Origin of the sequence: Pseudomonas sp. Leaf59, from assembly GCF_920984685.1 — a bacterium.
Classification (GTDB): domain Bacteria; phylum Pseudomonadota; class Gammaproteobacteria; order Pseudomonadales; family Pseudomonadaceae; genus Aquipseudomonas.
Window position 1 is genome coordinate 1 of sequence record NZ_CAKLBR010000011.1, and the last position, 22,805, is coordinate 22,805.

Below are 22,805 nucleotides of genomic sequence, written 5' to 3' on the forward strand. Positions count from 1 at the left end.
GGCACCTCGCCTGGGCTCGGTGTGCCCTCACGCAGGCTTTGGAGCGTGGGCCGCCGCGATGGGCCATCCTTGGCCCAGCGCGGCTAACCCGGCGTCCTGCCGGGTTACCCACGCTCCAAAACCTGCGCTCGGCCAGCGTGTTTGACGGGGCGCTTCCAGATCAAAAGCAAAAGCAAAAGCGCGGCGGCCTGAGAGCCGACCGAAATGGTCTGCCGAACGCTGTACAAAATGTGGGAGGGGGCTTGCTCCCGATGGCGTCGGCGCAGCAAACATTGATGCTGAAGACCCACCGCTTTCGCGGGCAAGTCGAATCGTCGCACCACCGCTCCCACAGGAGATCTGAGCTTAACTGACTGACATTAGGGCTTGTCCTGCGTTGGGGTGCGAAGCGCCCCCAGTGAAGGAGAACGCGATGTACCTGATACGGCTCAGCGCCTGGTTTTGGGGCTGCTGCGCAGCCCAACGCAGGACAAGCCTGCTCGCCACAGGGAATGGCATTAGAGTCAGATTCGCTGTTGATACGGCAACAAACGCAGCCCGCTGGCCACACTGCCCACCAGCGCGAACGCACACCCCAGCCACAGCGCGTAGTGCGGGCCGCTGCTCACGGACAGGTGAAAACACAGGGCCACCAACGAGGCGCCCAGTGTCTGCCCCAGCAGCCGCGAAATCGCCACGATGCCGCTGGCCCCGCCACTGCGTGCCAAAGGGGCGCTGGTCATCAGGGCCTTGAGATTGGGCGACTGGAAAAACCCGAAACCGGCGCCGCACAACGCCATGCGCCAGCCGATATCAAATGCCGAGGCCTCATTGCCCAGCGTCGCCAGCGCGCCCATGCCGAGGCTCAGCATCAGCAGGCCGACGCCGCACAACAGGCCCAGGGACACCCGATCCGCCAGACGCCCGGCCACCAACGCCATCACCGCCACCACCGCTGGCCATGGCGTCATCAGAAACCCGGTCTCCACCTGGCTATGGCCCAACGCCGCCTGCAACAGAAACGGCAGTGACACAAACGCCAGGCCCTGGGCGCTGAACGCGCAAATGGCGGTAAGGGAGGACAAGGCAAATACCGGGCGCTTGAACAGGTCCACCGCCAGCATCGGCGCCGGGTGCCCGGCCTCGCGGCGCAGCAGCAGGGCACCGCACACCGCTGCCAGCGCCACCAGCCCGATGGTCGATGCACCCTGCGCGCCATGCACGGCGGCGCCCAGGCCCAGCACCAGCAACGCGAACAAACCGGCACACAGCAACGCTGCCAGACGATCAAAGGCGTGCCCGCTGATCGGCAGCGTGGGCAGCGAGCGCACCCCCAGGCCCAGGGCCAAGAGCCCCAACGGCACATTGATCAGGTACAACCAGTGCCAACTGGCCACCGAAAGAATCGCCGACGCTGCCGTCGGCCCCAGCGTAAACGCCAGCCCCACCACCAGCGAGTTATAGCCCAGGCCCCGCCCGAGCATCTTCGAGGGGTAGATATGGCGCAGCAACGCGGTATTGACGCTCATCAACGCCGCCGCCCCCAGCCCCTGGGCCACACGCGCGGCAGTGAGGGTCAACAGCGAACCGGCCAGCCCGCACAACAGCGACGAGACGATAAATAGCAGCAGCCCGCCCAGGTACACGCGGCGATGCCCCAGCACATCGCTCAACGACGCAAACGGCAGCACCGTTGCGATGATCGCCAACTGGTAGGCGTTGACCACCCAGATCACCGAGGCCGAATCGGTGCCGATACCTTCGGCCAGGGTCGGCAACGCCGTGTTGACGATGGCCGTGTCCAGCGTCGCCATGCCGATGCCCAGGGACAGCGCGATAACGGCCGGCAGGCGTTTATTGAGGGCAAGCCCATCGGCAACAGAAGACATGAACGCTCCGCACGGGTGACAAGGGGCCTGTAGGTTACGGGCAGCGCGGATTTTTTTCAGGCAACAATCGGCTGGCTGTCAAAATATTCATCCTGGGGCGAGCAAGGTTCAGTTAAACGCAGACTCGCTGTGGGAGCAGAGGGTCAGCAAACATTGATGCTTACTGACCCACCGCCATCGGGAGCAAGCCCCCTCCCACATTGTGTACAGCGTTCGGCAAAGCTGCGTAGCCCTTGCCATCGAGCCGGTGGATGGGTAACTCTCTCGTCATGTTTGGACACTATTCCCGGGGTAGCGACATGACCACCAGCAACCTGCTCGCCCAGCTGTTTCCCACCGCCTCCACCGATATTCCCGAACAATTTCGCCTCGCCGCGCCGATTGAACAGCGTGATTACCTGGTCGATGGCCGCTTGCAGGTCTGGAACGGCCCGCTGGCCCGCGTGCAAAGCCCGGTGCAGTTGGGTGATGAACGCGTGCACATCGGCAGCACGCCGTTGCTGGACGCCGACACCGCTCTTACCGCGCTCGACGCCGCCGTGCGTGCTTACGACCGCGGCCAGGGTGAGTGGCCGACGATGCGCGTGGCGGAGCGTATCCAGCATGTCGAAGCATTCCTGCGGCGTATGCGCGAACAGCGCGACGCGGTGGTCAAGCTGCTGATGTGGGAGATCGGCAAGAACCTCAAGGACTCGCAGAAAGAGTTCGACCGCACCTGCGACTACATCACCGACACCATCAATGCCCTCAAGGAACTCGACCGTCGCTCCAGCCGCTTCGAGCTGGAACAGGACACCCTCGGCCAGATCCGCCGCGTGCCGCTGGGCGTCGCATTGTGCATGGGCCCTTACAACTATCCACTGAACGAGACCTTCACCACGCTGATCCCGGCGCTGATCATGGGCAATACCGTGGTGTTCAAGCCCGCCAAGCTCGGCGTGCTGCTGATTCGTCCGTTGCTGGAGGCGTTTCGCGACAGCTTCCCGGCCGGGGTGATCAACGTGATCTACGGCAGCGGCCGCGAAACCGTGAGCGCGCTGATGGCCAGCGGCAAGATCGATATCTTTGCGTTTATCGGCACCAACAAGGCCGCCAGCGATTTGAAAAAGCTGCACCCCAAGCCGCACCGCCTGCGCGCGGCCCTGGGCCTGGATGCGAAAAACCCCGGCATCGTGCTCCCGGAGGTCGACCTGGATAATGCCGTGAGCGAAGCGGTCACCGGCGCTCTGTCGTTCAACGGCCAGCGCTGCACCGCGTTGAAAATCCTGTTTGTGCATGAGGATGTGGTTGAGCGTTTCATCGAAAAATTCAATGCCAAACTGGCCACGCTCAAGCCAGGCATGCCGTGGGAAGATGGTGTGTCGCTGACGCCGCTGCCGGAGGTGGGCAAGGTCGACTATCTCAACGCGCTGGTGGCCGATGCCGCGCTGCACGGCGCCAAGGTGGTCAACCCGAATGGCGGCGAGAGTCGCGGCTCGTTTTTCTACCCGGCGGTGTTGTACCCGGTGAACCCGCAGATGCGCGTATACCACGAAGAGCAGTTCGGCCCGGTGGTACCGATCGTGCCCTACCGTGATCTGGACAAGGTAATCGACTACGTGCTCGATTCTGACTTCGGCCAGCAATTGAGCCTGTTCGGCACCAATGCCGTGGAAGTCGGGCGGCTGGTAGACGTTTTCGCCAACCAGGTGGGCCGTATCAACATCAATGCCCAGTGCCAGCGCGGGCCGGACACTTTCCCGTTCAACGGGCGCAAGAACTCGGCCGAAGGCACGCTGTCTGTGCATGACGCACTGCGCGTGTTCTCGATTCGCACCCTGGTGGCAACGAAGTTCCAGGAAAGCAACAAGGCGTTGGTCAGCGATATTCTGCGTAACCGGGATTCAAGTTTTCTGACCACCGATTACATCTTCTGACGAATGTGGGAACTGGTTTACCTGCGATGCAGGCTCCTCGGTCTGTCTGCCACGCAGCGGTGAGGCTATCGCAGGCAAGCCAGTTCTCACAGTGGATAGCATTTCCCCCTGATTACCGAGGTCACTTTACTACCGATGAATTTGCCCCTGTTTGCCCGGCGCCTTTTGCGCCCGTTGCTGGACCCCTACCGCCGCTATCGCCATGCCAAGCTGATCCACGCCGTGCGCGTGTCCATCGGCTTGCTGGCGACAATCCTGCTCACCACCGGGCTCAACCTGCCCCACGGCGAATGGGCGTCGGTGACCATGCTCATCGTGATCGGCGGCTTGCAGCACCACGGCAACATCGGCAAAAAGGCGGTGGAACGCGCCTACGGCACCTTGATCGGTGCCAGTGTCGGCTTGCTGTTAGTGGTGCAACAGGCCTACTTCGGCCTGCCGCTGTTGACCTACCTGCTGATGTCGGTGGTGTGCGGGTTCTTTTCCTATCACGCCATCGGCAAGGGCGGCTACATCGCGCTGCTGTCGGCGATCACGGTGTTTATCGTGGCCGGGCACGGCGACAATCCGATCTCGGACGGCTTGTGGCGCACCGTGGACATCCTGATCGGCATCGCACTGGCGCTGGCGTTTTCGTTCGCCCTGCCGCTGTACGCGGTGTACTCCTGGCGCTACAACCTGGCCAGTGCGTTGCGCGACTGTGCGGCAATCTACAGCCGGATTATCGGTGGCCAGTCGGTGACCGACGATGAACACCTCAAGCTGCTCAACCGCCTGAACACGGCGATGGTGCAACTGCGCTCGCTGATGCCGTCAGTGTCCAAGGAGGTGCGCATTTCCCTGACCGAACTGGACGCCATCCAACGGCACCTGCGCATGTGCATCAGCACCCTGGAGATTCTTGGCAATACCCGGCCAGACCCGCGTGATGAGCAGGCGATGGCGCGTATGCAGATGATGTTGAAGTCCGAGCACCGACAGATTCGGGTGCAACTGGTAGGGATGGCGCGGGCATTGAAGTCGGGGTTTACCGAACGGCTGGATCGGCCTGCGGCTCACGCAACGGATGGCGGTGGGCTGCAAGCGCCGGTGCACAGTGCACTGGACGGGTATCGGTTGCTGACGCTGCAATTAGCGGGGAATGTGGAGGGGATGCGCCAGCAACTGGCGAGAACGTCGAGTCATTGGCGGATTTGAGGGATAAAAACAGGGACAGTCTACGGTTAAGTAGAGCTGTCCCACTTACTATTAATTTATAAAATCTAACACAAACACCCTATACGTTATGTCTTGGTCCAACTGAATAGGTTTGACCTAGCATTGAGATCATAGGACTCTTGGACATATATAAATGTGGTAACGTTGGGAACATGAAAACCAGTCCAAGCTGACCAGGATGTAACGTTGGCGGGAACGAGGAACGAATATCCGCCAATATTGGAGTCCTTCACATACATATACCGTGCATAAGGCCTGGCATCACAGGTCCAGTAGAAATTCACGCCAGTACCCTCCGAGGCTAAATTCAACCTACCACCATTGGGTAAAACTCTGCCTGAGGATGCCACTATTGCATGTGTGATAACGGGCGGATTAAATTTAGGCTCCATCATGTAGGTCATTATCGGAAACAGCACGGCCCTGGTCGGATCACCCCCTTCATCAAACGCCACTGAGCATTTCACCTCAACCCTGCTGCCCTCTGGCAAAGCCGCAATCCTATCACGCAAAACGACTTTATCCACCAGTCCATTTCTGGCTTCATCTGCATTAACAGAGTAACCCTCCAACACTTTCAGCTCAATACCTGCCGCCGTGATAGTCAGCCATACTTTTTGCCCTGCTTTAATCAGCGGCCACTTAGCCACTGCCACTTCTCTACTGTAAAAAGCTTTCCAAAACAACGTCGAACCCGAGGTCAAGCCATTAATCAACGGACTCGGCAATTTGCCAGGAACAATGGTTGCCACCGTGACCGTTTGAACAACCGAAGCGATGGTTTTACCACCCCGTACAATCGAGTAGCTCAACTGCACTTTACTGTTTACGCTTTTATGCACGACCTGAGCCGATGTCAGATCAAATATTACTGAGCCGCTCGTCTGGCCTCCCAGTGTTGTCTGATATTGAGTGCCATCCTGATACATCCATATCAATGTGATGCTATCCGTCGCGAGCATGCCTGGGTACTTGACGGTCACACTTGTATAGTTCTCGATGGCCAACGGATCAACGGCCGTCTGTTGCCCGACGCTTGCGGCGCCATTGAGGACTGGATGAGGCAGCGCAGACCACTGGGCCGTGCCCACCACCCTCACCACCGTACTGCCCGAGCGGTTCAACAACGTGCCATCAGCGGTTTGCCATTCGAACGCAATGCGGATGGTGGCGTCCGTCAGGGAGGTGATGATGTCGTTGGCGATGGCAATGGTTTCTCCCCCCAGGTTGTTGTCCCTAACCGCAGGCAAGCGCAGGGTTCGGGTGGACTCGCCGTATTCGGTTTTCTGCGTCACCGTCAATATCAGCACAATCCGGTTAGGGGGGCTGGGGTCCAGCGGGTCGTCGGGCAGAATCACCCGCGCTGCAAAGCGTGCCGTGCTGGATTGATCGAGGTCCACCGTGGTGGCTCTGACGCCTTCAAGCAGGAAGATCGGCGGCCTGAGCAGATTGAGGTCCAGCTCGCTGTTCAGAATGTAGGGCTTTGAATACGCGTACTTCTCCCCGGAGACGTTGTTCACCACGTCTCGCACCATAAACGCCACGCCGACCGGACCCAACTGATTGCCCTGCAAAATCACCTGCTGGCTGATAAACATGCGAATCGGCCCGGGCCCGGCGGCCTCGGCGGGGCTGACCACATGATCGATGGTGGTCGCGCCATAGGCCAGCGTGATGGTGTCGTTCTTGCGCATGTTTTCGTACTTTTTGATCTGGCACCACAGCCCGTTCCTGGTATTGGCCTGATTGATGATCGAGCCATCCGGGAAGCCCTCGATGGTCAGGAACAACCCCCGGTGGTACTGCTCCGAGGCCCAGAATGTGAGGCCGCCGGGACGCAGGGTCTTGACCAGGTACTTTTGAGGAAATCCATCCGCCTGTTGCCCGCTGGCAGCACGCGTGACCCGGCCGAACACGTCGGATTCGCCTTCGCGAATTTTGGTCTTGGGGATCGACAGGTTATAGCGGTCGGAAATCTTCGTGACGACGTCCTGAGCCACCGGCAGCGACGAGTTGCCCCAGTAGAGGGCGAAGCTGTCGTTTGCAACGGACGCGTACCAGTTCTCGAACGTGAAGAGCGCATTGGGGTCCGTTTCGCGCTGGCCCAGACCCCACTCAGCGGTTTCCGGGTAGGGGGTAGCCGTCAACGGTATGGCGGGGTATACCGAATAGGGCGGCGAGAAAAGCGTGTCAGTCGCAGTGGTCATAGCCATCACCTTGCGGGGTTGAGTCGCGCAGTGGCGGCGCGACGGGCAAGGTGAATGAGGCGCCTGGGAGGCGGAGTGAATCTACTGTCAGAATTGACAGTGGCGACGAGTGGTAAGACGCAGGGATGCGGGGCGGCAGACGAAGATGGCAAATCAGGTGAGGCGTTGAGTACGGAAAAAAGGGACAGCCTGCCGTTAAGTAGGCTATCCCTTTATGCTATCTCCCGCTACACATGCGAACAGTCTAAAAAATGGGCAAATTTACGTTCAAGTAAATTTACCCAACCGCTAGACAATTTCTCAATACAGGGCCGCAAAAAAATCAATACGGGCGAAGAAGTACAGTTGCGGTCTCGCGCCACAGTGTAGATATAGGTTCACGAGCTCCGGTAACACGATTATTGACAAGGGATGTTCCGTTAACAACCTGCCCAGTTGTCCATTGATAGTAAGAAAAATTAGCCGGCAATTTCATCGGCGTACTTCCCAATACTGTATACAGCAACGCCCATTCCTCCTCTGTTAACCCGCGCGCACCTGGATAACTCGCACCCAGAGCGCGTAAATTAACGAAATAGTTGGCGTGGCCATCCTTTGGATCCCCCCACCCTACGATCGCGAAAAGCCAGCAGTTCGTTATCGTGACAGGATAACTAACGGTACTCCCATTTTTATCACGCGCAGTAATAATTGCCGAGCCATTACGCACCCCTGTAACCTTCCCAGTATTGATGTCAACTTGAACTGCCCCCCCTGTTTCCGAAAAAACATACGGAGGACTTCCTCCCTCAGGCAATCGGGTAATTGTCTTTCCAGGAAAATCGGCAATCAGCGGACTATTATCTAAAAAAATGCTAAATTTAGACAGCACTACAGGTGAGGTATCTATTTTTAACGGTGAGGGACGTGCAGCCGTGCCCACTACCCTCACTACGGTGCTGCCCGAGCGATTCAACAACGTGCCATCAGCGGTTTGCCACTCGAACGCCATGCGGATGGTGGCGTCCTTCAGGGAGGTGATGATGTCGTTGGCGATGGCAATGGTTTCTCCCCCCAGGTTGGTGTCCTTAACCGCAGGCAAGCGCAGGGTCCGGGTGGACTCGCCGTATTCGGTGTTCTGCGTCATCGTCAATATCAGCACAATCCGGTTAGGGGGGCTGGGGTCCAGCGGGTCGTCGGGCAGAATCACCCGCGCTGCAAAGCGTGCCGTGCTGGATTGATCGAGGTCCACCGTGGTGGCTCTGACGCCTTCAAGCAGGAAGATCGGCGGCCTGAGCAGATTGAGGTCCAGCTCGCTGTTCAGAATGTAGGGCTTTGAATACGCGTACTTCTCCCCGGAGACGTTGTTCACCACGTCTCGCACCATAAACGCCACGCCGACCGGCCCCAGCTGATTGCCCTGCAAAATCACCTGCTGGCTGATAAACATGCGAATCGGCCCGGGCCCGGCGGCCTCGGCGGGGCTGACCACATGATCGATGGTGGTCGCGCCATAGGCCAGCGTGATGGTGTCGTTCTTGCGCATGTTTTCGTACTTTTTGATCTGGCACCACAGCCCGTTCCTGGTATTGGCCTGATTGATGATCGAGCCATCCGGGAAGCCCTCGATGGTCAGGAACAACCCCCGGTGGTACTGCTCCGAGGCCCAGAATGTGAGGCCGCCGGGACGCAGGGTCTTGACCAGGTACTTTTGAGGAAAGCCATCCGCCTGTTGCCCGCTGGCAGCACGCGTGACCCGGCCGAACACGTCGGATTCGCCTTCGCGAATTTTGGTCTTGGGGATCGACAGGTTATAGCGGTCGGAAATCTTCGTGACGACGTCCTGAGCCACCGGCAGCGACGAGTTGCCCCAATAGAGGGCGAAGCTGTCGTTTGCAACGGACGCGTACCAGTTCTCGAACGTGAAGAGCGCATTGGGGTCCGTTTCGCGCTGGCCCAGGCCCCACTCAGCGGTTTCCGGGTAGGGGGTAGCCGTCAACGGTATGGCGGGGTATACCGAATAGGGCGGCGAGAAAAGCGTGTCAGTCGCAGTGGTCATAGCCATCACCTTGCGGGGTTGAGTCGCGCAGTGGCGGCGCGACGGGCAAGGTGAATGAGGCGCTTGGAATAATGATTGAATCTACTGTCAGAATTGACAGTGGCGACGAGTGGCAGCATCCAAAGCAACTAAAAATCGCCCGTTAAGGCTGAAACGACTATGAAACGCTTTTTCTTACATATTTTTCACGATTTATTCACACCCTGGGCCTTACTGTGAAGCCTCATCCGTTACAAATGCTGCACATTAAGAACCCGCCGCCCCAGCGGGTTTTTTTTGCCTGCAATTCGAGCTCAGCGCGTTGCCCTCGTCACAGGCGCTGCAGCTTCTTCACGAATGACGCGCTGGGTGTCCAGCACCCTGGCCAGCGCAGTTTGTGCTTCGGGGCTTTGCTGCGGCACACGGATCGCGGCCGACACCAGGGTAATCAGCTTGGCCATCACCTCGGCGTCAGTGGCCGGGCGACCAAGACTCATGGAGTTCATCAGCAGGCGCAGCTCGGTCCCGGCCATCACGCCGGAAATCGCCTTGAGCGCAAACTGCAGGCGCACGCCCAGTTCATTACGCGGCAGGTCCGGCAGCGCCAGGGCAAAAGCTTCGAAGAAACGCTGGAACACCGGCTGGTAATGCACCTTGAGGTATTCCTGGATAAACGGCGATGTATCGCTGTACACGCGACCGAGGAAGCGGATGAACGAGCGCCCCTCCCCGCTGCCCGGGTCGCTGCGCTCCAGGCCCATGGCCGGGGCAAACAGCACGCCGAGCAAGGTATCGCAGTCGAGCGGCCCGTCGGACTCGGCCTCACAGCGCGCGAGCAATTCCAGGCGCTGCTCGTTGAGCGGCTCGAGGCGCTGCATCAGCAGGGTTTTCATCAGGGAGTCCTTGTCCCCGAAGTGATAGTTCACGGCGGCCAGGTTCACCTGGGCACGCTCGGTTATCTGCCGTAACAAAACCGCGTCGTACCCGTACTTGATAAAGAGTGCCTCTGTCGCATCCAGCAATCGAGTCTTGGTAATGTTTGGCGTGCTGATTTTCTTAGCGACCATAAAGGTTCCACGGCGGAAATATTGTTTTAAAAAATAATTTGATTTTTTATACCGGGGCTGTCCCTTGAAAGCAAGTACTGACAGGTTGCCATACGATCGAAAGCCACGGTCCACGGGCCTCCAAACAGTAGTCGAGCGCGTGCTCGGCGGCGGCGTCCAGTTGTCGGATAAATCTTTGCCAAGCGTAAAACCGCTCTACCCCAATGGCTGGCGAAGCGCCTGGAACGCGGTTACTATTCAAACAATATTTTAAAAACAAGAAACAAATCAGTCCTCGACACGCCTCACGCAGCCCTCGAAGTTATTTCAACGTTTTTCCGAGAGGTGACGGCGGCATCCAGACTGCAGGCGTAGGCGACGATGACAGAGCACTTCGCGCAACCCCCATTGATCTCCCTGCAAGGCATCGGCAAGCGCTATCAACTGGCGGGGCAAGACCTGCCGATTCTCAATGACGTGTGCCTGTCCATCACGCGCGGCGACAGCTGCGGCATCCTCGGCGCCTCCGGCTCCGGCAAAAGCACCCTGCTCAATATCCTCGGCCTGCTGGATTTACCCAACGGCGGCCAGTATCGCTTTGCCGGCCACGATATCTTCAGCGCCACGCCGGATGAACTGGCGGCGATCCGCAACCAGCAGATCGGCTTCGTGTTCCAGAGTTTCAACCTGCTGCCACGCCTCAGCGCCCTGGACAACGTCGCGCTGCCCCTGAGTTATCGCGGCGTGTCGCGCCATGAATCGGTGATACAGGCGCTGCGCATGCTCGACCAGGTGGGCCTGGCCGAACGCGCGCACCATCACCCTGCCGACCTCTCCGGCGGCCAGCGTCAGCGCGTTGCCATTGCGCGGGCGCTGGTGGGCAACCCCTCGGTGATCCTCGCCGACGAACCCACCGGCAACCTCGACAGCAGCACCGCCCAGGACATCATGGACCTGCTGCTGACGCTCAACCGCGAGCAGCAGGTGACCCTGATCATCGTCACCCACGATGCGCAGATCGCCGAGCGCCTGCAGCGCAAGATCCTGGTGCGCAACGGCGTGGTGAACGAGGCCGGCCCATGAGCCTGCGCGTTGAACAGAGCCTGAGCCAACTGCTGCATGAAGCGTTCGTCAGCCTGCGCACCCTGGGCAAACGCTCGGTCCTCGCGTTGCTGGGCATTGTGATCGGCAGTTCGTCGGTGGTGGCGCTGATCAATATCGGCCACAACGCGGCAGTGGATGCCGCGATGATTTTCAAGGACATGGGCACCGACACCCTGATCGCGCAATTCCCGACCAAACGCAGCGGTAACCTGAGCATGCGCGCCCATCTCGACCTGGACGCCGTGCGCAGCGCCGTCCCCGGCATCGCCCATATCGGTGCGCTCAGCCTGTTCAGCGGCCCCGTCGTGTTCAACGGCCGCACGGCGAATGCCAACCTGGTCGGCACCACACCGGGTATCCACGAGGCCATGCGCCTGGTGCTGCGCGAAGGACGCTTCCTGTCGCCCTTCGATGCCAATGAAACCTACGCGGTGATCGGCGACCAGGTGGCCCAGGCCCTCGGCGCACCGGGTGATCCGCTCAGGCTGGGCGAGCGTGTGCGCATCCACGACTACCTGTTTCTGATCGTGGGCATTCTGCACAATCAGCCCCGGGCGATGCTGATGCCGGTGCAGGCCAACGAGTCGCTGTTCATCCCCGCCGAGGGCATGCGCCGCATCTACGCCAACCCGCAGATCGGCAATGTGATCATCCGCGCAGCGCCGGGGCAGGACATGGAGCGCATCGCCCGCGAAGCCGCCGCTGCGCTGCAACGTCAGCTGATCGACCACAACGTCGACATTACCGTGCCCCAGCAAATGATCGACGGCATGACCCGCCAGAGCCGCACCTTCGCCTATCTGCTGCTGGCCCTGGGCGCGATTTCGCTGGTGGGCGGCGGTGTCGGGGTGATGAACGTGATGTTGATGAACGTCTCGCAGCGGCGCCGCGAAATCGGCATTCGCATGGCGCTGGGCGCGCGCCAGCGGGATATTCGCAACCTGTTCCTGCTCGAAGCCGTCACCCTCACCGCTGTCGGCGCCGTCTGCGGCGCCGTGCTCGGCATGACGGCGGCGTGGCTGTATGCGTGGCTGTCGGGCTGGGTGTTTTCATTGGCGGTGGCGGCCCTGCCCCTGGGAGTGGGCAGCACGCTGCTGGTGGGCTTGTTCTTTGGCATTTACCCGGCGGTCTCGGCCTCCCGGTTGCAGCCGGTGGAGGCCTTGCGCGATGAGTAAATGGCTGTGGCTGCTGGCCCTGCTCAGCCTGCCCGGCATGGCCGCCGAGGTGGTGATCAAGCCGTCGGCACCGAGCACCTCCCGCAGCGGCTACGACCGAGGCGTGTCGCTGAATGCCCAGGCCACCAGCCTGACCCTGGGCGACGCCGTGTACCTGGGCCTGCGCAACAACCCGGCGATTCGCAGCGCGTACCTGCAGCGGGTCGCGCAGAAGTTCGACCTGCGGGTGGCCGAAGACGTGTTCAAGCCCAAGCTCACCCTCAACAGCTATTACCGTGGCACCCGCGGCTCCCAGGACAGCGCACGCAATGCCAACCTCGCACCGTCCACCAGCCTGCTCGGCGAATATGGCACGCGCCTGAGCATGGCCTGGACCCAGCAACTGAACAACGCCGACCGCGCCGGCCGATACCGCAGCGACGGCCTGGACCTGGCCGTCATCCAACCGCTGGCACGCGGCGCCGGCTGGGACGCCACCACCGCGCCGCTGCGTCTGTCGCGCCTGTCCGAACAGGCCAACCGCCTGAACCTCAAGGCCACCGTGGCGGGCACCATCAGCCAGATCATCGCCACCTACCGCGAATTGCTGCGCGCCCAGGAGCAACTGCTGATCGTGCAGGAAGCCCTCAAGCGCTCCAACACGTTGCTGGAGGTAAACAAAGCGCTGATCAGCGCCGGACGCATGGCCGAATTTGAAATCGTGCAGACCGAAGCCGATATCGCCACCCAGCAACTGGGCGTCGAAGAAGCGCAGAACCAGCTCGACAGCAGCCGCCTGGCGTTGCTGCGCCTGCTCGCGCTGGACCTGTCCACGCCGATTCGCGCCAGCGAAGCCCTGGAGGCCAGGCCCATGGAGATCGACAAGCGCCAGGCCTTCAACCTCGCGCAAACCCAGCAACCGGAATACCTTGCCGCCCTGCTCGGCAGTCAGCAGGCCGACCTCAACCTGGTGATCGCCAAGGACTCCGGGCGCTGGCAAGTGGACCTGGTGGCCGGCGCGAACCAGGTGCGCGACGCCTATGACAATGACAACGGGCGCAGTAACAACCGTAGCTGGGACAGCTACGCTGGCGTGCAGGTGCAGATCCCCATCGGCGACATCAGCACGCGCCAGGCCGAAGTGCGCGCGCGGGTGAATGTGGAAGATCAGGAGATCCGTATCACCGACGCCCGCCAGGAGCTCGAACGCTCGGTCAACGATGTGGTGCGTGACCTGGGCACCCGCTGGCGCCAGTATGAAATCTCGCGGCGCGCGGTGGAGCTGTCGCGGCGCAAGATCGAGATCGAGCGTGACAAACTCAGCGCCGGGCGCTCCACCAACTTTCAGGTGCTGAGCTTCGAGACCGACCTGCGCAACGCCGAGAACGCGCAGCTCAATGCGCTGATCGCTTACCTGAACGCCCAGACCCAGCTCGACCTGACGCTGGGCATGACCCTGGAAAGCTGGGAAATCGCCCTCAATGACTACTAATCAAAAACGCCTGCTGGTTGCTCTGTTGATCGTGCTGGCGGGCGCTGCCGGCCTGGCCCTGCGCAGCCCGGCGCAAACGCCGGGCAGCGCCGACGAGCAATGGCTGGCGGTGAAACCTGATCAGTTGGTGCACCAGATCGGCCTGGTGGGCAAAATCGAGCCCGACACTACCGTCACCCTCACGGCGCCGTTCGACGGCAATGTGCAGGCCAATCTGGTGGAGCAAGGCCAGCGCGTCGAAGCCGGACAGGTGCTGTTGCGCATGGACCCGGCCACCCTCGAGGTGCAACTGCGCGACGCCCTCTCCGCCCAGCTCAAGGCGCGCCGCGCCGTGCAGGACATGCAGGACTGGGACAGCAGCGCCAATGTGAGTCGCGCCCGCCGTAGCCTGCGCACCGCCGAAATGACCGCCGACACAACCCGGCGCAGGCTCAGCGAAAGCGAAGACCTGTTCAAGCGCGGCATCATCCCGCGCAACGAACTCGACGACCTCAAGCAGCAGGCCCGGCAGCAACAACTGGACCTGGCGGCAGCCCGCGCCGAACTGCAACAGGCCCAGGACCAGGGTCGCGGCGAATACCGGCAGATCGCCGATATGGAGCTGACCAACGCCACGGTGAAATACGAAGCGCTGCAACAACTACTCGCTGGCAAGGAGGTCAAGGCGCCGTTCTCCGGCATTGTGGTGCCCGCGCCCGGCAACAATTCGGCGCAAGCGGGCGGCAATACCAATGCCCCGGTGCAGTCCGGCAGCAAGGTCAGCCAGGGCCAGGTGCTGTTCGGGCTGGCGAATATCGAGCGGCTGAAAATCGTCGCCAAGGTCTCCGAACTGGACATCAACCAGTTGCACCAGGGCCAGGCGGTGGAGGTACTGGGCGATGGTTTTGATGGCGAGCGGCTGAGCGGGACGGTGAGCGTGGTCAGCGGCCTGGCGATTGCCAGTGAGGGCCAGGGCAGCGCGCAATTTCCGGTGACCCTGGCGATCCCCACACTTACCCCGCAGCAGTTGCAAAGGGTGCGCCTGGGCATGAGTGCGCGCCTGACCATCGTGACCTACAACAATGCGCAGGCAATGGTGGTGCCAGGCCAGGCGATTGGGGCGGATATGACCGTGGAATATCGCGCGGCGATGGATCAGCCGGTGGAGCGAGTGAAAGTGACCACCGGGCAATCGACGCCGCAGGGCGTGGAGGTGTTCGGCCTCAAGCCCGGCTTCGTGAAAATCCCGAGACCTTGAAGTATTGACTGCACATGAGCCATTTCAGCCCCCCACATCTCTGTGCCGAGCGGTTTTTTTGTGCCGAGCGGGCTTATTGTGGCGAGCGGGCTTGCCCCGCGTTGGGGTGCGAAGCGCCCCCAATCAAGCAAAACGCGGTGTACCTGATACGGCTCAGCGTCTGGTTTTGGGGCTGCTGCGCAGCCCAACGCAGGACAAGCCTGCTCGCCACAGGGAATCTGCGCTTAACTGAACGGCATTAGGGCTTGCCCCGCTCGCCACAACAAGCCCGTTTGTCACAGTAAGCACGCTTGTTACAGTAGGCCCGCTCGCACTTTTAGATCGTCGTCAGTTCCAGGGCCAGGGCCTTGGCCTGGAGTGCCACGTCGGTCACCGCTGTGCTTTCCCACCACATCCCGCGCAATGGCGGGCCCATGGCGAACAGGTGCGTGCTGACCCTACCCTGGGCATCGAGCACCGCACCGGTCGCATCCGCCGCGATTCCCAACGCCAGCGGGCCGGGCTGGATCAGCCCGCGCTTGAGCAACTGTTGCGGCAGCGGCCGGGCTACGCGGCGCCAGTCGTATTCGATGCCACTGGAGTTGATCAGCGCGGCGCCGCTCACCTGGGTAATGCCTTGCTCGCCGCGAAAACGCAGGCGAATGCTCACGCCGCTGGCGGCAGGCGCCAGGCCCTTGAACGATGCCGCCCGGATGCGCAATCGCCCCTGCGCCTGCAACCGCGCCACCAACTCGGCACTCAACGGCGGCGCACGGTGGTGATGGCTTTCCCACCACGGCCGTACATGCCGCACGAACTGACGCTTCTCGCCCTCGCTGGCCTGGCTCCACAGCCGGGCAATGTGCGCACGCACGGTGTCCAGCGGGGCCTGCCAATCAATGCCCTGCGCCAGCGCGCGGCGGCACTGGCGGCGAAGCGCGCGCAGTAATTGCCGAGGGCTGCGCAGCGCAGGTTCGGCGCTCAAAAAGTCCTCCCAGGCTGGCGGCTGCCGGCGCACATGGGGCAGCAGGCCGTGGCGTGAAAACACTTCGATCGGCCCACGATGCCCGGCCTGCTCAAGAGACACCACGGCGTCGACCATGGTCAGCCCGGAACCGATGATCAGCACACTTCCCTGCGGGTCGATCCGCGTCATCGCCTGCACGTCCCAAGGGTCCACCGCCGCTGCGTTGACGCCGCTGGAGTCGGTCTGTGGCGTGCGCGCCGCCGGGAACATGCCGGTGGCCAGTACGGCATGGGCACCGCGCAATTGCTCGCCGTTATCCAGGGTCAACAGCGCAGCGCCCGCCTCGACCTGCAGGTCGACCGCTTCAGCGCGGACATGCTCGACGGTGGAGGTGGACTGCGCCTGGGCTTCGGCCAGGCGCTGCTGCACATACAGGCCGAACAGCCCGCGTGGCGGGAACAATTCACTGACCGGCACGTGCTGCTGATCGGACTCCGGCCAGCCACCGGCGGCGATATGGTCGGTGAGCCACTGGGTCAGGTCATCGGCATTGTCCGGGTCGACGCTCATGCGCGCCGCGTTGCCGTTCAGCGTGTGGCCCAGCTCGACCGCGCTGTAGGCCTCGCCGCGTCCCAGCTCGGCGCGCGGCTCGATCACCAGGATTTGGCGTGTGCCGGGCAGGCGCAACAGCTGCACGGCGAGCATCGTGCCGCTCAGGCCGCCGCCGATGATCAGAACATCAGCGTTGCGGGTGGATTCAGTCATGCGGGTTGGCCCTTACTGTTTGCCCAGGTAAATATCGTGCAGGTCGCCCCGCGCCAGCAGTTCAGCGGCGCTGCCACTCAAGGCAACGCGCCCAGTATCCAGCACGTAGCCATGGGACGCATAGCTGAGCGCAACGTTTATGTTCTGCTCGGCGATCAAAAAACTCACCTGCTGCTCACGGTTGAGCTGGGCGATGATCGCGAAGATCTCCTGCACGATCATTGGCGCCAGGCCCATGGACGGCTCGTCGAGCAATACCAGCTCTGGGCGCGTCATCAACGCACGGCCAATCGCGACCATCTGCTGCTCACCTCCCGACGTGAGCCCGGCGCGGGTGTGGCGTTTGGTCTTGAGCCGTGGGAACCAGCAGTAGATGCGCTCCAGGTCCTGGGCCATGGCCTTGCGACTCAAGCGCCGCACAAAGCCGCCGCTGCGCAGGTTGTCTTCGACGGTCAACTGGCCGAATACGTGGCGACCTTCGAGCACGTGCACCATGCCCTGGCGCACACGCAGGCTGGGGTCGATACCGGCGAGGTCCTGCCCGGCGTATTCGATTACGCCCCGGCTGACTTCGGCACGCTCGGCGCGCACCAGCCCCGAGATGGCCTTGAGCGTGGTGCTCTTGCCCGCGCCATTGGCGCCGAGCAAAGCCACGATGGCGCCCTTGGGCACGCTCAGCGATACCCCGGCCACAGCCAGGATCGCGCCGTCGTAGATCACCTCAATGTCGTCGACCCTCAGCAGCGCCGGGCGCGCGGGTTGTGTGGCAGGTTGGTTCATGGTGTTGATCTCCGCTGCAGGTTTGAGTCGGCCAGCGCACCCCCAGCAAAGAGGGCTTCTGTGGCGAGCAGGCTTGTCCTGCGTTGGGCTGCGCAGCAGCCCCAAAACCAGACGCTGAGCCGTATCAGGTACACCGCGTTTTGCTTGATTGGGGGCGCTTCGCACCCCAACGCGGGGCAAGCCCGCTCGCCACAATAAGCCCACAAAATTTCCTTAACTGAACGGCATTAGGGCAAGCCCCGCGTTGGACTGCGCAGCAGCCCCGATAAAGGCGACTGCGGTCCGTGGACGCTGGTTTTGGGGCTGCTTCGCAGCCCAACGCAGGGCAAGCCTGCTCGCCACACCAAAAAGTTCGGCGGTTACAGCGCGCTTGCCTTGAGGTCGCGGTAGCCGGCGCCGGGGTGGTTGGGCGCCAGGCGGGCGCCGTCGCCGAACAGCTTTTCGCGCAGGGTGCCCTGGGCGTAGTCGGTCTTGTACACGCCGCGCTTCTGCAATTCGGGCACCAGCAGGTCCACGGCGTCGATGAAGGTTTCGTGGGTCAGCGCGTAAGCCAGGTTGAAGCCGTCCACGTCGGTCTCTTCCACCCACTCCTGCAGCAGATCAGCGACGGTTTGCGGGCCACCGACGAACAGCGGACCGAAGCCGCCGATGCCAACCCAATCGGCCAGCTCATTGGGGGTCCAGACCTTGTTCGGGTCAGCCGTGGAAAACGCTTCCACCGCCGACTGGATGGCGTTGGTGTGCACATGCTTGAGCGGTTCATCCGGCTGGAAACGGCTGAAGTCGATGCCGGTCCAGCCGGAAATCAGCGCCATGGCGCCTTCGTAGCTGACATAGGACTTGTAGTCGTCGAACTTGGCTTTGGCCTTGGCATCGGTCTCGCCGACGATCACTGTCTGCAGGTTGAAGATCAGGATTTTACTCGGGTCGCGCCCGGCCTCGGCGGCGCGGCGGCGGATATCGGCGACAGTCTTTTTCAGCAGCACCTTGGACGGTGCGGCGACGAATACGCACTCGGCCTGTTCGGCCGCGAACTGTTTGCCACGGCTGGAAGCGCCGGCCTGGTAGAGCACCGGCGTGCGCTGCGGCGACGGCTCGCACAGGTGAATGCCAGGCACCTGGAAGTGTTTGCCCACATGGCGAATCTCGTGAATCTTGCTCGGGTCGCTGAAAATCCGCCGCTCACGGTCACGCAGCACCGCGCCCTCCTCCCAACTGCCTTCCCAGAGTTTGTAGCAGACCTGAAGGTACTCCTCGGCGTAGTCGTAGCGCGCGTCATGTTCGGTCTGGGCTTGCTGGCCGAGGTTCTTGGCGCCGCTTTCCAGGTAAGACGTGACAATGTTCCAGCCGATGCGGCCCTTGGTCAGGTGGTCCAGCGTGGACAAACGGCGGGCGAACGGATACGGGTGCTCGAACGACAATGAGGCGGTCAGGCCGAACCCCAGGTGTTCAGTGACCAGCGCCATCGGTGCGATCAGCGACAAAGGATCATTGACCGGCACCTGGGTCGCCTGGCGAATCGCCGCGTCGCCCGTGCCGTTGTACACGTCATAAATGCCCAGCACGTCGGCGATGAACAGGCCGTCGAACTTGCCGCGCTCAAGGATTTTCGCCAGGTCCGTCCAGTATTCCAGGTCCTTGTACTGCCACGAACGATCACGCGGATGCGCCCACAGGCCGGGAGACTGGTGGCCGACGCAGTTCATGTCGAAGGCGTTCAAGCGGATTTCACGGGCCATCAAAACACTCCGTTGAGGTGATAGTTGCCGACGACCCGGTATTTGTGGCGCAACGGGTCATCCAGGGTCGACGGCAGCGCGGTGCGTTGGCCGGTCAGTTCGAATTCGGCGTTGCTCACGGCGATCAGGGCCTCGGCGGCAGCGATATGCGCCTCGGTGAGCGCCACCGGGCTGGGGTGGGTGTCGACGCGTTCGAGCAGGGCCGCGGCCAGGTCGACGCGGATCTGCAAGTCGCCGAAGCGGCTGATCACATAGGGGTCGTCGCTGCGGGCGACGAAGCGCCGGGTGGTTTCCAGCAGTTGGCGGGCTTGGTTCAGGGCGGTCATGGGCGAGGTTCCTCAGTTCCAGGCGTGGCGCGCAGGTTTTACGCCGTTGAGCACGAAGTTGCCGATCAGGTGGTACTTCCACCGAGCCGGGTCATGCAGGGTGTGGGTGCGCGCGTTGCGCCAGAAGCGGTCGAGGTTGTGTTTGCCGGTGACCGAGCGGGTGCCGGCCAGCTCGAACAGTTTGCTGCTGGCAAGCAACGCGGTTTCAGCCGACAGGACCTTGGCCTGGGCCACGATCAGCGACGCGTTGGCGACCGTGTCTTCGTTGGGTTCGGCGAGCGCCAGGTCGATCGCCCGGCCGGCCCGGGCGAGAATGGCTTCGGTGCCGTGCACACGCCATTGCAGGTCACCGATGCCGGCGATGGTGAAAGGGTCCTGCCAGCCGTGGTCCTGCTGGCTGTCGATCCACGGGCGAGCCTAGCGCGCGTGCAGCTTTGTCTGTTCCAACGCACCGACGGCGATGCCGGTGTCGACGGCGGCCTGGATAATCTGTGAGATCGGGCCGTGGGCGGTTGGCCGGTCGAAGGCCTCATGCGCCGGGATGACCGCACTCAGGGGCACCGTCACGCCGTCGAGGGTCACGCCGCCGCTGGCCGTGGTGCGCTGGCCGAAGCCGTCCCAGTTGTCGATCACGCTCAGGCCCGGCGCGTCGCGCTCAAGCAGGGCGATAAACGCCTGGCCGTGTTCGTTGTTGCCGACGGTGGGCACGATATGGGCGAACAGCGCGCCGGTGCAGTAGAACTTTTCGCCGTCGACCTGCGCGGTGTCGCCGTGGAAGCGAATCTGCGTGTCGAAGGTGCCGGCGTTCCTGCTCTTGGCTTCGGAGAACGCGTTGCCGAAACGATAGCCCGCGAGGACCTTTTCGAAGTAATGGCGCTTTTGCGATTCGCTGGCGGTTTGCTGCAGGATATCCACGATGCCCAGGTGGTTCTGCGGGATCTGGCCCAGGGACGGGTCGGCGGCAGAGATCAATTTGATCACCTCGGCCACCGTCACATAGGACACACCGGCGCCGCCGTAGGCCTTGGGTACCGTGATGCCCCACAGTCCGCTCGCGGAAAACTCGTCGAGCTCGGCCACTGGCAGGCGACGCTCGCGGTCGCGCGCGCTGGCCTCGACGGCAAAGCGTGCGGCCAGGCGGGTGGCGACCTCGATGGCTTCGGCGTCCGAGCGGATGAGGTGGGCAGGGTGTTGAGGGTGGGCTGACATGGGCCGACTCCAGGCTCCGATAGGTTATCGGCGTGATTGCAGGAGTCGTGCCTGAATGTAATCACCAGCAAAATCAGGCGTTTGCCGCGGTATTCGGGGATTTTTACAAGGCTGAAACCAGCAAAGTGTCCAGCCACTGTTGCCGCACCAACAGTCAGATCACAACGTTGCGCACAAACCGCACGGCCACCTCGCCATCATTGCGATAGTCGTGCACATGGCGGCTGGCGAACATGTAGAACTCACCGGCGGCGACGCGCTTTTCTTCAGCGCCCACCAGCAAGGTGAGGCAGCCTTCGAACACGAACAGTTGCACGCTCCAGCCGTCCGGGTCGGAACCGGGGGTGTAGCGATCACCCGGCGCCAGGTGCATCTCCCACAGTTCGACCTCGCGGCGCGCGGTGGCCTTGGCCAGCAACACGGCTTTACTGCCGGCAATCTCGCCGGCCCAGACCAGCTCGTTGATGCGGCTGTGGTCGGGTGCACCAGGCGCCTGGATCAGGTCGCTGAAAGCCACGTCCAGCGCTTCGGCCACGCGATCGAGGGTGGACAGGCTGACGTTTTTCTCGCCGGCCTCGATGGCCACCAGCATGCGCCGGCTGACCCCGGACTTTTCCGAAAGCGCAGTCTGGCTGAGGTCGGCGGCGTGACGCAGGCGACGCACGTTCTGGCTGACGTGCTGCAGGACCGAGGCCCGGTGTGGATTTTCTTTGTGCACTATATTGCTCAATGGGTGGGTGTGCGCAGTATACTGCCCAGCGTGCGGCGCATTGTGCGGTCCGTGCCCCTCCCTTGCAAGACCGAGCCGCCATGACTACCCCGAACTCCCCGTCGCGTTTTAACCGTTTCAGCAAAGCCGAATGCATCCTGGTGGTGATCACCATGATCTGGGGCGGCACCTTTTTGCTGGTGCAGCACGCCATGGCGGTCAGCGGGCCGATGTTCTTCGTGGGGCTGCGCTTTGCCGCCGCCGCCATCGTGGTGGGGTTCTTTTCCGTGCGCACCTTGCGCGACCTGACCCTGTTCGAGCTGAAGGCCGGCGTGTTCATTGGCGTGGCAATCATGTTCGGCTACGGTTTGCAAACCATCGGCTTGCAAACCATCCTCAGCAGCCAGTCGGCGTTCATTACCGCCTTGTACGTGCCCTTCGTACCCTTGCTGCAATGGCTGGTGCTGGGCCGGCGCCCGGGGTTGATGCCGAGCATTGGCATCATGCTGGCGTTTGCCGGGTTGATGCTGCTGACTGGCCCGGCGGGCGCGTCGCTGAATTTCAGCGCAGGGGAAATCGCCACGTTGATCGGCGCTGTCGCGATTGCCGCCGAAATCATCCTGATCAGTGCGTTCGCGGGGCAAGTGGACGTACGCCGGGTGACAGTGGTGCAACTGGCTACGGCGTCGCTGTTGTCGTTCCTGATGGTGGTGCCGATGGGCGAGGCATTGCCGGGGTTTTCCTGGTTGCTGCTGTTCAGCGCGGTGGGTTTGGGCTTAACCAGTGCAGTCATCCAGGTAGCGATGAACTGGGCACAACAGAGCGTTTCGCCGACACGGGCCACGCTGATCTACGCCGGGGAGCCGGTGTGGGCGGGTGTGGTCGGGCGGATTGCCGGGGAGCGTTTCCCGCCGATTGCAATGCTGGGGGCGGTGTTGATTGTGGTGGCGGTGATCGTGAGCGAGTTGAAGACCAAGGGGCAAAAGGCCTTGGAACTTCAGGATGCGCTGGAAGAGGAACAGCGGGGCTGAGGGCGGACCGTCCACATTGAACGGTGCGGCTTGAAATATTG

16 protein-coding genes and 1 pseudogene are annotated in these 22,805 nt (G+C 62.1%); 7 read left to right on the top strand and 10 right to left on the bottom strand.

Annotated elements, in window-relative coordinates; genetic code table 11:
* Nucleotides 1–503 precede the first annotated feature (503 nt).
* A complete protein-coding gene (locus LUB09_RS13640) occupies nt 504–1,868 on the bottom strand; it encodes an MFS transporter (RefSeq protein WP_231422802.1) in 1,365 nt (454 codons plus the stop codon).
* Nucleotides 1,869–2,167: 299 nt separating this feature from the next.
* Here LUB09_RS13640 and LUB09_RS13645 point away from each other — a divergent pair, with 299 nt between their 5' ends.
* Together LUB09_RS13645 and LUB09_RS13650 are read left to right on the top strand one after the other, a co-directional pair.
* Nucleotides 2,168–3,784, top strand: coding sequence for an NADP-dependent glyceraldehyde-3-phosphate dehydrogenase (locus LUB09_RS13645; RefSeq protein WP_231422803.1), 1,617 nt, complete (start codon nt 2,168–2,170; stop codon nt 3,782–3,784).
* A gap of 135 nt (nt 3,785–3,919) precedes the next feature.
* Nucleotides 3,920–4,981, top strand: coding sequence for an FUSC family protein (locus LUB09_RS13650; protein ID WP_231422804.1), 1,062 nt, complete (start codon nt 3,920–3,922; stop codon nt 4,979–4,981).
* 86 nt (nt 4,982–5,067) lie between these two features.
* On the opposite strand, the gene LUB09_RS13655 is transcribed toward LUB09_RS13650, so the two are convergent.
* The 3 genes from LUB09_RS13655 to LUB09_RS13665 form a co-directional block, all read right to left on the bottom strand.
* Nucleotides 5,068–7,209 carry a hypothetical protein gene (locus LUB09_RS13655; protein ID WP_231422805.1) on the bottom strand — a complete coding sequence of 714 codons (2,142 nt, stop codon included), beginning with the start codon at nt 7,207–7,209 and terminating at the stop codon, nt 5,068–5,070.
* 322 nt (nt 7,210–7,531) lie between these two features.
* The gene (locus LUB09_RS13660) at nt 7,532–9,247 is read right to left on the bottom strand and encodes a hypothetical protein (protein ID WP_231422806.1); all 1,716 of its coding nucleotides are present in this window, start codon (nt 9,245–9,247) and stop codon (nt 7,532–7,534) included.
* 293 nt (nt 9,248–9,540) lie between these two features.
* A complete protein-coding gene (locus LUB09_RS13665; RefSeq protein ID WP_209982879.1) occupies nt 9,541–10,293 on the bottom strand; it encodes a TetR/AcrR family transcriptional regulator in 753 nt (250 codons plus the stop codon).
* A gap of 360 nt (nt 10,294–10,653) precedes the next feature.
* On the opposite strand from LUB09_RS13665, the gene LUB09_RS13670 reads away from it, so the two are divergent.
* From LUB09_RS13670 to LUB09_RS13685, 4 genes are read left to right on the top strand one after another with little or no spacing between them, the layout of a single operon-like run.
* The gene (locus LUB09_RS13670) at nt 10,654–11,355 is read left to right on the top strand and encodes an ABC transporter ATP-binding protein (RefSeq protein WP_209982880.1); all 702 of its coding nucleotides are present in this window, start codon (nt 10,654–10,656) and stop codon (nt 11,353–11,355) included.
* Nucleotides 11,352–12,551 (top strand): ABC transporter permease, encoded by a 1,200-nt coding sequence (locus LUB09_RS13675; RefSeq protein WP_231422807.1) that lies wholly within the window; start codon nt 11,352–11,354, stop codon nt 12,549–12,551. The genes LUB09_RS13670 and LUB09_RS13675 overlap by 4 nt, the downstream gene beginning before the upstream one ends.
* Entirely contained in the window at nt 12,544–14,022 is a 1,479-nt protein-coding gene (locus LUB09_RS13680; RefSeq protein ID WP_209982886.1) for a TolC family protein, read from the top strand. The genes LUB09_RS13675 and LUB09_RS13680 overlap by 8 nt, the downstream gene beginning before the upstream one ends.
* A complete protein-coding gene (locus LUB09_RS13685) occupies nt 14,012–15,259 on the top strand; it encodes an efflux RND transporter periplasmic adaptor subunit (protein ID WP_231422808.1) in 1,248 nt (415 codons plus the stop codon). Before LUB09_RS13680 ends, LUB09_RS13685 begins: the two co-directional genes overlap by 11 nt.
* Nucleotides 15,260–15,575: 316 nt before the next feature.
* On the opposite strand, the gene LUB09_RS13690 is transcribed toward LUB09_RS13685, so the two are convergent.
* The 6 genes and pseudogenes from LUB09_RS13690 to LUB09_RS13715 all read right to left on the bottom strand — a co-directional run bounded on the left by LUB09_RS13690 (nt 15,576) and on the right by LUB09_RS13715 (nt 21,742).
* The gene (locus LUB09_RS13690; protein WP_231422809.1) at nt 15,576–16,970 is read right to left on the bottom strand and encodes an FAD/NAD(P)-binding protein; all 1,395 of its coding nucleotides are present in this window, start codon (nt 16,968–16,970) and stop codon (nt 15,576–15,578) included.
* 12 nt (nt 16,971–16,982) lie between these two features.
* The gene (locus tag LUB09_RS13695) at nt 16,983–17,750 is read right to left on the bottom strand and encodes an ABC transporter ATP-binding protein (protein WP_231422810.1); all 768 of its coding nucleotides are present in this window, start codon (nt 17,748–17,750) and stop codon (nt 16,983–16,985) included.
* A gap of 359 nt (nt 17,751–18,109) precedes the next feature.
* Nucleotides 18,110–19,489 carry an LLM class flavin-dependent oxidoreductase gene (locus tag LUB09_RS13700; protein WP_231422811.1) on the bottom strand — a complete coding sequence of 460 codons (1,380 nt, stop codon included), beginning with the start codon at nt 19,487–19,489 and terminating at the stop codon, nt 18,110–18,112.
* Nucleotides 19,489–19,815, bottom strand: a complete 327-nt coding sequence (locus LUB09_RS13705; protein WP_231422812.1) for an acyl-CoA dehydrogenase — start codon at nt 19,813–19,815, stop codon at nt 19,489–19,491. The genes LUB09_RS13700 and LUB09_RS13705 overlap by 1 nt, the downstream gene beginning before the upstream one ends.
* Nucleotides 19,816–19,827: 12 nt before the next feature.
* A pseudogene (locus LUB09_RS13710) lies at nt 19,828–21,024 on the bottom strand (SfnB family sulfur acquisition oxidoreductase).
* Between the two features lie 154 nt (nt 21,025–21,178).
* Nucleotides 21,179–21,742, bottom strand: coding sequence for a helix-turn-helix domain-containing protein (locus LUB09_RS13715; RefSeq protein ID WP_209982903.1), 564 nt, complete (start codon nt 21,740–21,742; stop codon nt 21,179–21,181).
* Between the two features lie 92 nt (nt 21,743–21,834).
* On the opposite strand from LUB09_RS13715, the gene LUB09_RS13720 reads away from it, so the two are divergent.
* On the top strand, nt 21,835–22,764 hold the full coding sequence (locus tag LUB09_RS13720) for a DMT family transporter (RefSeq protein WP_231422813.1): 930 nt from the start codon (nt 21,835–21,837) through the stop codon (nt 22,762–22,764).
* Nucleotides 22,765–22,805 lie beyond the last annotated feature (41 nt).